The 13,186-nt window shown below is 39.4% G+C and carries 9 protein-coding genes; 5 read left to right on the top strand and 4 right to left on the bottom strand.

Annotated elements, in window-relative coordinates:
• Positions 1–10: 10 nt before the first annotated feature.
• Together NYR60_RS03460 and NYR60_RS03465 are read right to left on the bottom strand one after the other, a co-directional pair.
• Positions 11–799: an MIP/aquaporin family protein gene (locus NYR60_RS03460; RefSeq protein ID WP_279467755.1), complete on the bottom strand. Its 789-nt coding sequence runs from the start codon at positions 797–799 to the stop codon at positions 11–13.
• A 231-nt stretch (positions 800–1,030) separates the two neighbouring features.
• Positions 1,031–1,633 carry a curli polymerization inhibitor CsgI-related protein gene (locus NYR60_RS03465; protein ID WP_279467756.1) on the bottom strand — a complete coding sequence of 201 codons (603 nt, stop codon included), beginning with the start codon at positions 1,631–1,633 and terminating at the stop codon, positions 1,031–1,033.
• 172 nt (positions 1,634–1,805) lie between these two features.
• On the opposite strand from NYR60_RS03465, the gene corC reads away from it, so the two are divergent.
• The 5 genes from corC (at position 1,806) to NYR60_RS03490 (ending at position 8,075) form a co-directional block, all read left to right on the top strand.
• Positions 1,806–2,699 carry a CNNM family magnesium/cobalt transport protein CorC gene (corC, locus tag NYR60_RS03470; protein WP_279467757.1) on the top strand — a complete coding sequence of 298 codons (894 nt, stop codon included), beginning with the start codon at positions 1,806–1,808 and terminating at the stop codon, positions 2,697–2,699.
• A gap of 95 nt (positions 2,700–2,794) precedes the next feature.
• Complete coding sequence (gene lnt, locus NYR60_RS03475; RefSeq protein ID WP_279467758.1) at positions 2,795–4,306, top strand: apolipoprotein N-acyltransferase; 1,512 nt, start codon at positions 2,795–2,797, stop codon at positions 4,304–4,306.
• A 152-nt stretch (positions 4,307–4,458) separates the two neighbouring features.
• The gene (locus NYR60_RS03480) at positions 4,459–6,003 is read left to right on the top strand and encodes a YjjI family glycine radical enzyme (protein WP_279467759.1); all 1,545 of its coding nucleotides are present in this window, start codon (positions 4,459–4,461) and stop codon (positions 6,001–6,003) included.
• A gap of 1 nt (position 6,004) precedes the next feature.
• Entirely contained in the window at positions 6,005–6,793 is a 789-nt protein-coding gene (locus tag NYR60_RS03485; RefSeq protein WP_279467965.1) for a 4Fe-4S cluster-binding domain-containing protein, read from the top strand.
• A gap of 31 nt (positions 6,794–6,824) precedes the next feature.
• Entirely contained in the window at positions 6,825–8,075 is a 1,251-nt protein-coding gene (locus NYR60_RS03490; RefSeq protein ID WP_279467760.1) for a NupC/NupG family nucleoside CNT transporter, read from the top strand.
• Between the two features lie 71 nt (positions 8,076–8,146).
• Here the strand turns inward: NYR60_RS03490 and recB are convergent, their stop codons facing one another.
• Together recB and NYR60_RS03500 are read right to left on the bottom strand one after the other, a co-directional pair.
• Positions 8,147–11,749: an exodeoxyribonuclease V subunit beta gene (gene recB, locus NYR60_RS03495; RefSeq protein WP_279467761.1), complete on the bottom strand. Its 3,603-nt coding sequence runs from the start codon at positions 11,747–11,749 to the stop codon at positions 8,147–8,149.
• Between the two features lie 23 nt (positions 11,750–11,772).
• Positions 11,773–13,164 carry an MATE family efflux transporter gene (locus NYR60_RS03500; RefSeq protein WP_279467762.1) on the bottom strand — a complete coding sequence of 464 codons (1,392 nt, stop codon included), beginning with the start codon at positions 13,162–13,164 and terminating at the stop codon, positions 11,773–11,775.
• Positions 13,165–13,186 lie beyond the last annotated feature (22 nt).

Consider the following 13,186-nt stretch of genomic DNA (forward strand, 5'->3'; position numbering starts at 1 on the left):
AATGAGTAACTTAGTTACAATTACAATTACATGGTAAATTTTTACCGATAAAACGACGGTAGCCCCAAGCACCGACAAGCCCACCTACAACCGGTGCAATCAAAGGAACAAGGAAATATGGAATATCACGCGCACCAGTTAATGCAATATCACCCCAGCCAGCTAAGAAAGCAAAGAGTTTCGGACCAAAGTCACGAGCCGGATTCATTGCAAAACCGGTTAACGGTCCGAAAGCACCACCGATTGCCGCAATTAATAAACCGATTAATAACGGAGCCATAGGACCTCTTGGCACACCATTACCGTCATCTGTTAAAGCTAGAATGAGAGCAACTAATGCCATTGTGATGACAGCTTCAACACAAAATGCTTGTAATACGCTGATATGCTCATTCGGATAGGTTGAGAAGACACCTGCAAAACCTACTGTTTCACCTCGAACCATATTTTTTGCCGCTTCTGCCGCTGAGAACAGATCTTTATAGAGGAAATAAACTAATGCAGCGGCTGCAAAAGCACCAAGAAATTGAGAAACAATGTAAGGAAGCACTTTTTTACCATCAAAACAAGCGAACTTCCATAATGCGATTGTAACCGCCGGATTTAAATGGGCACCGGAAACACCTGCGGTAGTATAAACAGCGAGTGCAACCCCTACCCCCCACATAATTGAGATTTCCCATAAGCCGAAAGTTGCTCCAGCTAACTGAGCTGCGGCAACACAACCGACCCCAAAGAAAATAATAAGTCCAGTGCCAATAAATTCAGCAATGCAAGCACCTTTTAACGATCTTTCCATATAGTCCTCCTACGGATAACGAAAAGTAAATTACGCTAGTGAATGTTGAAAAACGCAAACGTTTTCGGAATGCAATATATAAAAACGAACATTTTTAGCAAATGAGAAAATGTAAATTTGTGACATTACGCACATTTTGATTCTCAAAGGTGTGATGAACTTCAAATTTTTTGGCTTTAAAATACAAAAAGCCTCAATAAAATATTGAGGCTTTTTGTAATTTTGAAATAATTATTGCTGTTTTTTTGCCCATTCCAAGAAGCGTTTTTGAGTTTCTTTATCCGCTTTTTTAAATAAAACTTGCAACTGTTCTTCTTTTACATTTGTTGTTTCAATGACCATTTGCCCTTTAGATTCTAGAGCTGCATTAGTAAATGCCGGTACAGAGGCAGATGCTTTACTTGCATTATATTTTGCAAGATTATCCTCAACACGAGAATTTGGGGCAAAACCTTCACCTTTTAACAAATCACGTTTATAACTAATTTCTTTGCCTGATGCTGTTTCAATTTTGAAATTTAGATCTTTTCTGAATTTATCTACGGTAAAATTTGAGGTAAATTTTGGTGTAACGATTTTTGCATCTTCATCCGTACCATTGAAAGTTAAGATAACCGGATCAATTGAAAAATAACTGCCGTCTACAATATCACTTACACTTACAACAACTTGATGCACTTTACTATCAATAGATAAACCTGCCGTACCTCTAGCCACTTTTTGGCCATCAAATGCAAGTAACTCCACACTATCCGAAACCGTTAATGTACCTGCTGCAGAAAAAGAACTGACCGCTAATGTTGCCATAGCAACCGCAATTTTCGCTAATTTCATTAAGAAACTCCTTCAATTGAATCAATATAAAAAATATTAATCTTATGCTATGCTAATTTCTGAAAAATAGAAATAAATTTATTATCAAAGCCCTTAATTTGTGATAATTTTCTGCACAATCTGATAAATCATAAATTATTCGGGTAAACAGATTATTTTAAGAGTATATACAATGAGTGATGAACAACAGAGCGTAAGCTCACAACAAGATAAAAAATCGTTTTTACAATCCATCTTTGGTGGCTTATTTCAATCAGAACCAAAAAATCGTGAAGATTTAGTCGAAGTCATTCGAGATTCATTAGAGAATGACTTAATCGATAATGACACAAAAGAAATGATTGAAGGGGTAATGGAAATTTCTGAACTGCGTGTACGTGATATTATGATCCCTCGTCCACAAATTGTATATATTGATGCAAATCTTGATTTAGCCGCCTGTGTTGATCTTATCATTGAATCTGCTCATTCTCGCTTCCCAGTTATTTTAGATGATGGCAAAGATACCGTACTCGGTATTTTACACGCTAAAGATTTACTCAAATTCTTGAGAACGGATTCTGAAGCCTTCGATATGTCAACTATCCTTCGTCCTGCGGTTGTCGTGCCGGAGAGTAAGCGAGTTGATCGTATGTTAAAAGAATTCCGTTCGGAACGTTTTCATATGGCAATTGTGGTGGACGAGTTCGGTGCGGTATCAGGCTTAGTCACAATTGAAGATATTCTCGAACAAATTGTAGGCGATATTGAAGACGAATTTGATGAAGAAGAAATTGAGCCGATTCGTCAGCTTTCTCGTCACACTTATGCGGTATCAGCGCTAACGGATATTGAAAAATTCAACGAAACCTTTGCGACCGAATTTACCGATGAAGAAGTAGATACCGTGGGTGGCTTAGTGATGCAAGCATTTGGACATCTTCCACAAAGAGGCGAACAAATTCAATTAGAAGGCATTGATTTTAAAGTCACTTCTGCCGATAGCCGCCGTCTGATTCAATTACGTGTTACCGTACCGGACGAACAGCTGGAAAAAATGGAACAGCTGGTCACCAACGAAGAATAATAAACAAAACATAATATCTAGGTGAGGTTTTATCCTCACCTTTTATTTGCGTTGTTTCGAAGCATCTTTCTCTATTACTTAATTAACTCTCTCAAATGAAATTTGTAAAAAATCCATCAATTTTAACCGCTTGTTTACTTGCTGCTGTCCTCGGAGGCATGAGTACACTCGCCTATTCCCCTTTTGATATTTGGGGACTCATCTACCTTTCTGCTGCCAGCTTAATTTGGGCGGCAACACTTCCACAGCGTAAAACCGCCCTTTGGGCAACCTTTGCCTGGTCGCTCGGCTGTTTTTGTGTCGGGGTAAATTGGGTACACGTCAGTATGACTCAATTCGGTGGCGTACCTCTTGTGGTGAGCTATATCGCAGTGTTTCTATTGGCTTGCTATCTTGCCATTTATAATTTGCTATTCTGCTACATTGCCCAACGTTTCCAAATCCGCAACCCTTTTGCACTTGCGGCGATTTTTACCTTTACCGAATATCTGCGTGGTGTCGTATTTACCGGCTTTCCTTGGCTACAGTTCGGTTATACGCAAATTGACAGTCCGTTTGCTGGCATTGCACCACTATTAGGCGTTGAGGGATTAACATTCTTTGTAATGGTTGTGAGTGGTTACCTTGTGTTATTGGTAAAAAAATCTGCAAAAACAACCGCTTCGCTTGCTACTTTAGTAATACTATGCGGATTAGCATTTTCCGCCAAATTTATTCCATTTGTGCAAATTGATGAGCAAAAACAACCTCTTAGCGTGAGTCTTGTACAAGGCAATATTGAGCAAAAGATGAAATGGGATCCGGCACATTTTGATTATACGTTACAAACTTATCAACGTTTAATCAGCCCATTATTAGGTAAAAGTGATGTGATTGTATTACCTGAATCGGCTATTCCAGCATTAGAAACGCAAATTTATCCGCTACTTAGCCAACTTCAGCAAGTTGCTGCAGAAAAAGGTAGTGAAGTCATTATTGGTACTCTCTATCAAAATGAAAGTGAGCAATTATTTAATAGTGCAGTGGTATTGGGTAATCCATCACAGCCCTATGACTTACACCATACCACACGTTATAACAAACACCATTTAGTACCGTTTGGCGAATATGTGCCTTTCGGCTCGGTATTGGATTGGATGCGTGATGTGTTTATTCTGCCGATTAACTTATCGCAAGGTGATTTTGTGCAACAGCCTCTTTTCGCTAAAAAGCGTAAATTTAATATGGCGATTTGCTATGAGGTAATTTTCGGTCACCAAATGCAACAAAACCAACAAGCACAGCAATCGGATTATTTATTGACGATTACTAACGATGCTTGGTTTGGAGCCTCTATAGGCCCTTGGCAGCATTTCCAAATGGCAAGAATGCGTGCACTCGAATTAGGTAAGCCATTAATCCGTGCGGCGAATACGGGGATTACGGCAATTATCGGTGTAAAAGGCGAGGTCATTGAACAAATTCCACAGTTTGAAGCGAACGTATTAACTGCCCAAATTCAGCCGTTCAAAGGCGAAACTTTATTCGCTAAAACCGGAAATTGGTTGATTTATACGATAAGTCTATTTTGTCTGATCTTATCTTTTACAAAATTTAGAAGGAAATAGACCGCTTATTTGACGAAGAAAGCACCAAAAATCAGTCATTTTTGGTGCTTTTGTTTTTTTCGGAATCGAAAATTGAGATCTATTTCACAGTATTTTTTTGAGCAAATCCGTACAATATAGTCCAAATTTCCTGATTTATTTGAGGCTATAATATGCAATCTTCATTACAAGACATTTTAGATACGGTTAAATCAAATTCGCTCACTTATCATCAAAAATTAATGATCCTCGGAAACATTGCTGAGCGTCTGTTTAATCCTACTGAGTTATTAGGCTACACCGAAGAAGAATGGCAATATATCGAAAACCAAATGATATGCGATCTTAATGAAGGTTATGCCATTTATCGCCCACGTTACATATTGCCGGATTATAATGTTTATATCCAAAAAGGCTGTAAATTTTTAGATTTACCGCCACCAACTAATCTTGATGAAGCATTAGACGGTTTACTCATTATCTATTCTCACGTGCCGTCTATTACCACCTACCCGGTTTATATCGGTCGCTTAGATGTATTACTTGATCCGTTCATTACCGATGAAGAACAAGACTATATCAAGATCAAACGTTTCTTAAATCATATTGATAAAACCGTACCGGATTCTTTCTGCCATGCGAATGTCGGCCCTTATGATACCAAAGCCGGTCGTTTGATCCTAAAAGCAGTAATTGAGCTGGAGAATCCGACTCCAAATATGAGCATTCGTTACGACAAAACTAAAACTTCTCGTGAATTTGCCGAGCTTGCGGCAAAAGCCTGCTTATTGGTGTCTAAACCATCTTTTGCTAACGATGCTTATTATATTTCCGATTTAGGCGAAGATTACGGTATTGCAAGTTGTTACAACGCCTTACCAGAGTGCGGCGGTGCTTATACCCTAACTCGCTTACGTTTAGGGACTATCGGTCGTGCCTGTAACAGCGTAGATGAAATGGTTAATGAGTTGTTACCGAAAGTCGCAAAACTCGCCCTTTCAACGATGGATAAACGTCATAAATTCCTTGTGGAACAAAGTAATTTCTTTGAAACCGACTTCTTAGTGAAAGAAGGCTTTATTAAACGCACGAATTTCACCAGTATGATTGCGATTGTCGGTTTAGCTGATGCGACAAATCATCTCTTACAAAAAGAAGGTTTAAATGAAACCTTCGGCCAAAGTAAACGAGGCGATGAGATTGCGACCTTAATTATGGATAAGTTGAAAGAAATCAATGATGCACATCAAGGCTTATATGTAGAACGCACCAATAACCAATACTTATTACATGCACAAGTTGGGGCAAGTAATCACGCTGAAGACAAAATGAATACGCCAGCGCACCGTATTCGTGTCGGTGAAGAGCCAACCTTATTGGCTCATTTAAAACAATCAGCACCATTCCATAAATATTTCCCGTCCGGAACCGGTGACTTATTTGCGTTTGACCAAACTTATACCGACCATTTGGATGCGGTAGTCGATATTATTGACGGTTCGTTTGCCAACGGTTATCGCTATATCACGACTTATCTCAAAAATACCGATTTAATTCGTGTTACCGGCTATTTAGTGAAGAAAAGTGAGGTAGAACGTTACCGTAAAGGCGAAGCGGTGTTACGTGATACAACTTGGTACGGTGCAGGCACAGATGATTGTGCAAATGTCTTTGACCGCCAATTACGTGATAAAGAAGACGTGAGTGCGAATGAGTAAAGTGCCGACACTCTCCGACATTCTGGTGCCGTTACACCGCATTATTCCGTTCTCTAATGTGGAAGGACAGGGTAATCGCACCAGCATTTTCCTACAAGGTTGTAAGCTGAATTGCCTCTATTGTCATAATCCGGAAACGATTCCACGTTATACCTCGGAAGCGAAACAGGTCAGCTTACAATATTTATACGATCAGGTTATGGATGCCGTACCTTTTATTCGAGGGGTAACGGTTTCCGGTGGCGAGCCAACGATTCATCACAAAAAATTAATACCATTATTTAATGTTCTCAGACAACAAGGGTTAACTTGCTATTTAGACAGTAGTGGCTTTTTTGATTATGAAACGATTGAACCGTTAATTCAGGTTACCGATAAATTTTTATTTGATCTAAAAGGTGATGGCGAAGGCTTACAGACACTCTGCTTTGATCGCAAAAATCAGCAAGGAAAAGTGCCGGAACAAATCATTCCAGCGGTTAATCACATCAAATCGGAAAACCTACAACGTAATTTGCAAAATTTAGCTAAATTATTACCGCTTGGTAAAGTGGAAGAAGTCAGATTGGTTTATGTAAAGGATTTTTTTGATGCCAAAGCATTAATTAAAAAAGTTGCTATGTTACTTGCCGATTATCCTGATGTATTACTAAAAATTATTCGAGTACATACCAAAGGTGCACGGGATGAAGAGGGGCTTAAACCGTTTGTTCCAAGTATTGAACAAACAGATGAATTAGCCACTTTTGCTAAACAATGCGGAATTAACAAGATTATCACGATTTATTAATTTCATTTTTTATTTTTATGAGGTGTTTAGTATGAGTACATTTATGAGTGTTATAGGGATTTTTGCCTTATTGGCAATAGGTTTCCTCTTCTCAAATAATAAGCGAGCTGTTAGCTATCGTACCGTGTTCGGTGCATTAGCGATTCAAATTGCATTTGCTGCATTAATTCTATACGTTCCGGCTGGTCGTAATGCATTATTAGCAACAGCAAACGGCGTAAGTGCAGTGATTAATTACGGCAATGACGGTATCGCTTTCGTCTTCGGTAACTTAGCCGACCCGAGTAATTTAGGCTTTATTTTTGCAGTTAAAGTATTACCGGTAATCATTTTCTTCTCCGCGTTAATTTCTGTTCTGTATTACATCGGTGTAATGCAATGGGTAATCAAAATTTTAGGTGGTGGCTTACAAAAAGCACTTGGTACATCTAAAGCGGAATCTATGTCTGCGGCAGCAAATATCTTTGTAGGTCAAACAGAAGCACCATTGGTCGTTAAACCGTTTATCAATAAAATGACCGAATCGGAATTATTTGCGATTATGTGTGGCGGTACAGCCTCTATCGCCGGCTCAGTCATGGCAGGTTATGCCGGAATGGGGGTTCCTCTTACTTACTTGATTGCCGCATCATTTATGGCAGCGCCGGCAGGTTTATTATTTGCAAAATTAATGTATCCGCAAACCGAACAATTTAAAGATACGATTGAAGAAGGCGTTGATCTTGAACAACCGCACAATGTGGTGGAAGCGCTCGCAAACGGTGCAAGCTCAGGTATGATGTTAGCCCTTAACGTGGGTGCAATGTTAATTGCCTTTATTGCGGTGATTGCATTATTAAACGGCTTAATCGGCGGTGTAGGTAATACATTCGGTTTTGAAGGTTTGACCTTACAAGTCTTACTTGGTTACTTATTCAAACCAGTAGCTTACTTAATCGGTGTACCATGGGAAGAAGCCGGTATTGCCGGTCAAATGATTGGTATGAAATTAGCAGTGAACGAATTTGTCGGCTATTTAGAATTTGCCAAATACCTACAACCGGATGCCGCTGTGGTATTAACCGACAAAACCAAAGCGATTATCACCTTTGCCTTATGTGGTTTCTCAAACTTCAGTGCGATCGCCATTCTTATCGGTGGTATCGGTAGTATGGCACCAAACCGCCGCTCAGATATCGCTCGCCTTGGCTTAAAATCAGTCATCGCCGGTACATTAGCAAACTTAATGAGCGCAACCATCGCCGGCTTCTTTATTGAATTAAGCGGTGTTGCGTTAAGCTAAATAAGCGGTCGAATATCTTTCCTTTTTTACCAAAAATAAGGGCTACCAATCGGTAGCCCTTATTTACTTAATTAACCAAATATTTCATCCATACCGTCAATAAGCTGTTTGCAAGGTTTTTCGAAAAATACACCGCTATTAGCTGTGCCGTTCATTCCTCGTAAGAATAAATATGCCACGCCGCCAAAATCACGATCATAATCATACTGCTCGCCTAAACGCACTCGTAAATAACGATGAAACGCCAGCATATAAAGCAAATATTGCAGGTCATAACGATATTGCCCGATGGCTTTTTGTAGATTTTTCTGGCTGTAATCTTGTGCTAAATAACCTAAGAAATTGGACTTATAATCAATCAGATAAAATTTATCGTTGACTTGTACGATACAATCGACAAAACCACGTAAATATCCTTCTAACTGCGGTAAATTCAAATCCGCTAAGTTGGCAGATACCGTACTATATTGTTGTAACAACTGATTTAACTTACGTAATCCATCAGCATTTTTTAAACGTAAATAGAATTGCCATTCATTCAAACGTTTTGTGATTGGCACATCTTTTAACCTAAATTCTGCTTCGCTAAACGGCGTTTCAAGCACTTTTTCAAGCCATTGTTGCAAGGGAGTGTGCCAATTTTCATCTAATCCTAACTGCTCACAAATAGCAAAAACTTGCTCAAAATCGACCGCTTGTTGGAAATCACAATGTTCAAAAAAACGATGTAAAACACTACCGACTTTTGTACTATGCGGAAATTGATAAGCAGAATAAGCCGTATTATCTTCCAACCAATCTTGTTCATCTAATCCGACTAAATCAACTTGTCGATCATAATCCTGTACTTTTTCACTCAGTAGATTTTGCCCAAAACTAAGTTGTTCGTTTCGTTCATGATAAGCGTGCAATGCGGTAAAACTACTAATTTGCCCATCACGTGCAATTTCACGATGAAAAGATCTCGCTTGTAATTCACTCGGTAAAGATGCCTTTGGTCGCCAAGTATCTACGCTTGCCGGCGAGTTTAACTCAACCGCTTTATATTTAATTCTTTTACGATCTAAATATTCCTGCGTAGATACCTCCGTAGCAAAAGCGGTCGTCACGCCAACTTCACCATTACTCAATAAATAGTGCATTGGATTCCAACCTTCCGCAAAGATAGTTGGCAGAATCAAGTTTAATTGTGACTCGGCACGAGTTAAGGCAACATATAATAAACGTAAATCTTCGGCAAATTCCGCTTTATCCATTAACGCTTGGGTCGTCTTATCTCTCTTACCTAAATGCCAGCTAATCTGATCTTGTTCATCTCGGTAGAGCGAAATCTTTGGCGTTTCTTCTCCTTGCGATGGTCGATCCCCTCGATTGTTTTTACCAATAAACGGTAGCCATACAATCGGATACTGTAAGCCTTTTGAACCGTGAATCGTGATGATTTTGATTAATTCATCTTCACTTTCTAAACGTAATTGCTGATCTTCCTGTTCCTGTGGATTCTCTAATTGACGTTCGTACCAACGTACTAATGCTGATTCATTTTCTAAGCTCGGCATTGCATTTTGCAATAATTCCGCCAAATGTAATAAATCAGTTAAACGGCGATCACTATCCGTACCGGCACGCAGACGGTGAATAATCCCTTCTTGCATAAACAACTGGTGTAACATGGGTAAAATACCTTGCTGTTGCCAAATTTGTTGGTAGTGAATAAAGGCTGTAACTTGTTTATCCCACGCATTCTCATCATTTTTTAGCCGATAAATCTCTGCTGCCGATAATCCCCATAAACTTGAGCCGATAGCAGTTAATACGCTCGATTGATGATAAGGATTTAAACAGGCATATAACACCCATTTTAATTCTTGTGCGATGTCCGAAGCATAAACACTACGTCTGTCTGACAGAAAGACAGAACGTATACCACGCGTTGCTAAAGCGTCTTTAAGTAAGATAGCTTGCTTTTTACCACGCACTAAGATTGCAATATCTTTGGCTTGAAAAGCGGTAAATGTCTGATCTTTTGCAAAATTTAAACCAAAATCGCCCGCTTCCATTGCTTTTAATTGTTGCTGAATTTGATAAGCACAATGTTCCGCTGCCTCTTGTTCGTTAAATTCTTCCTGTAAATAACAATTAAAATGCTCAGCACCGACTAATTGTGTATCCGTCTGCTTATGTTCAACCGCTTGAAAGCGGATACCGTCATATAAAAACGGACGATGTTCCACACTTTCAGGAAACGTAAACAAACGATTGGTTGAGGTGACAATTTCAGGTAACGAACGCCAGTTTTTTGGTAATGTTCGCTTTTCTTGGGCTTGTTGCGAAGCGGTCAAATACGTAAAAATATCCGCTCCACGGAATTTATAAATCGACTGTTTCGGATCACCGATCATAATAAAACCGCGATTTTGCCGTTCTCCTTGCATAAAGATTTTATGGAAAATCTCGTATTGTTCTTTATCGGTATCTTGGAACTCATCGATCATCGCAAACGGAAATAAACGGCGAATCTGCTCAGCTAACACCTCGCCTCGCTCACTTTTCAACGCCTGATTTAGAAAGGCTCGTAAGTCATTAAAGCTCTTTTCACTATGTGTTGCCTTATAATCCGCCAGTTTTTGACGAACGGCGGATAAATATTGATAAAGCAATAGTGCTTTTTGTTTCTCTGACGTAAATTCTGTCTGATAAGCGGTCCAAATTTGCTGATTTTTTACAAACAGCTGATCAGATAACGGCTCAGCACCCTCTTCCGCCTTAGATTGCATAAAATCTTGACAGAACCGTTCAAATGCCTCCGGCAAACCTATCTCTTGACTATTTGCCCAATCATTTATCTTCTTAATCCAAGCCGCTACTAAATTGCTTTTATATGAAAGTCGGCTGAGTGATTTTTTTATCCCTTTAGCATAAGTTTTGGCTAACTCCGCTTGCACCAAAGCGATAATTTGTTCGCCATTGTTCAACCAATGCTGTTTTGCTTGATAAAAGAAATCATTCGCCTGTCTAACATAATAAGCTAAATCAGATTCTATCCAAGATTGCTCCGAGGAAAACGCAGGTAATTCTTTATCAATAAATTGTTGTATGTTGCGTAAAGCCTTTTTCGGCGTACCTAAAGATTGCACAATCAATGCCGTTTCATTCAATCCCATCGGATAGAACATTTCTCGCCAAACTTCTTCGCTGATACGGCGTAACAGATCACTTTCATCCGGTTGTAGATCACTATCGAAACGAACCCCCGAATCAAACGCAAATTGAAACAACATTTTTTGGCAGAAACTGTCAATCGTAAAAATACTGGCTAAATCAATTTCCCGTTCGGCAATACGCAAACGTAGAATCGCTTCTTCCACTCGTTCAATTTGCTGATGTAATTGGAAGAAAAAATCATTGGTATCATAGGATTGATCCGCATCGTACTCTTGTAAAAACATACGACAGGCTTTGATGTTTTTGCGAATCCGATCACGTAATTCTTCAGTTGCCGCTTTGGTAAAAGTCACCACTAAGATCTGCTCAACTGTTAAAGGCTGACAGCCTACGCCCAACAATAATCGCAAATATAAATTTGCCATAGTAAAGGTTTTACCCGTACCGGCAGAGGCTTCAATTAATGCGGTACAATTTAGTGGTAATTCAATCGGAGAAAGGGTATTCATTATTTCACTCAATATTTCTATAATTACTTAATACGTTCTAATTTCAATAAGAGTTCATCCGCCGGAACTTGCTGAATTTTATGCATCTGGTAAATCAACAAACCAGCGGCAATACTTAAACTGACGCAGAAAATAAACCAAAAGCCTGATGCTGCCATCGGTTCAACAATCCAATCCGTTCTTGCTAAAATATAGCCGAACGGCATACCAATCACCCAATAACAAAACATCGTGACATATAAAATCGGCTTAGTGTGTTTATAACCACGTAAAATACCGTTTGCCACCGCTTGTAACGAATCCGGAATTTGATATACCGCTGCAAACAACAATAAATGTGCCGCAATTCCAATCGAAATCGGATCGCTGGTAAACGCTAGGGGAATGATTTCATCTAAAATCACAATCATAATTGCTGCCGCCAAAGCGAAAAATGCCCCGGTAATTAATGCGTGATAGCTAATAATTTTTGCCTGTTCAACTTGTTTCTGCCCCAAAGTTTTTCCGACCACAATCGTGGTCGCAATACTGAAAGACATCGGGATCATAAATAATAAAGAACTGGTTTGCAGTGCTGCCTGATGACTTGCCACCACTTGTGAACCGAGTGGCGAAAGCAGTAAAGCGGACGCTGAAAACAACATCACTTCAGTAAAAGTCGCAAAGCCGATCGGCAAACCTAATTTGCAAATTTTTAGCAAAGTTTGACCGCTTGGCATTTCAAACCAGCGGTTAAATAAGCCGATATCTTTCTGAGATTTATTAGTGTAGCTGTAATGGAATAATAACAAGAACATCACCCAGTTCACGATAGCTGTCGCCACACCACAACCGACTGCCCCCATTTCTGGCAGACCGAACTTACCGAAAATAAAAATATAATTGAGCGGAATATTCAGCAATAGCCCGAGAAACATAATACGCATTGCCGGCTTCGGATTGGACAAACCGTCATTCATACAACGTAAATTAATACCTAACAATGCAGGAACAACACCAATCGCCATAATAGCTAAATATTGTTGCGATTTAATCGAGAAAGCTTGCGGTGTATTCATATACTCTAAAATCCAATGGCTATTCAAAAAAATAAACATTAGAGGAATCGAACAGACCCAAACCAACCAAAATCCTTGGCGAATTTGGTGGGCAATCAAATGACGCTGACTTGAGCCATTTAAATAAGAAACCGTTGGTGTGATTGCATTAAGCAAACCTAATACAAACAAAAAGAGAGGGAAATAGATAGAATTACTCACCGCAATCGCCGACACATCATCATCACTTACCAATCCTGCCATCACAATGTCAGCCAGCCCCATCCCAGCCACTGAAAGCTGCGAAATAAAAATCGGCAGCGTAAGTTTAAATAGTTTACGAGTGTTTTCCGGATATTGTTGCCATTGCAGATTCATAATTACCTCTTTCAAAATACAG

This window comes from Actinobacillus genomosp. 2, from assembly GCF_029773605.1.
Taxonomy (GTDB): Bacteria; Pseudomonadota; Gammaproteobacteria; order Enterobacterales; family Pasteurellaceae; genus Actinobacillus.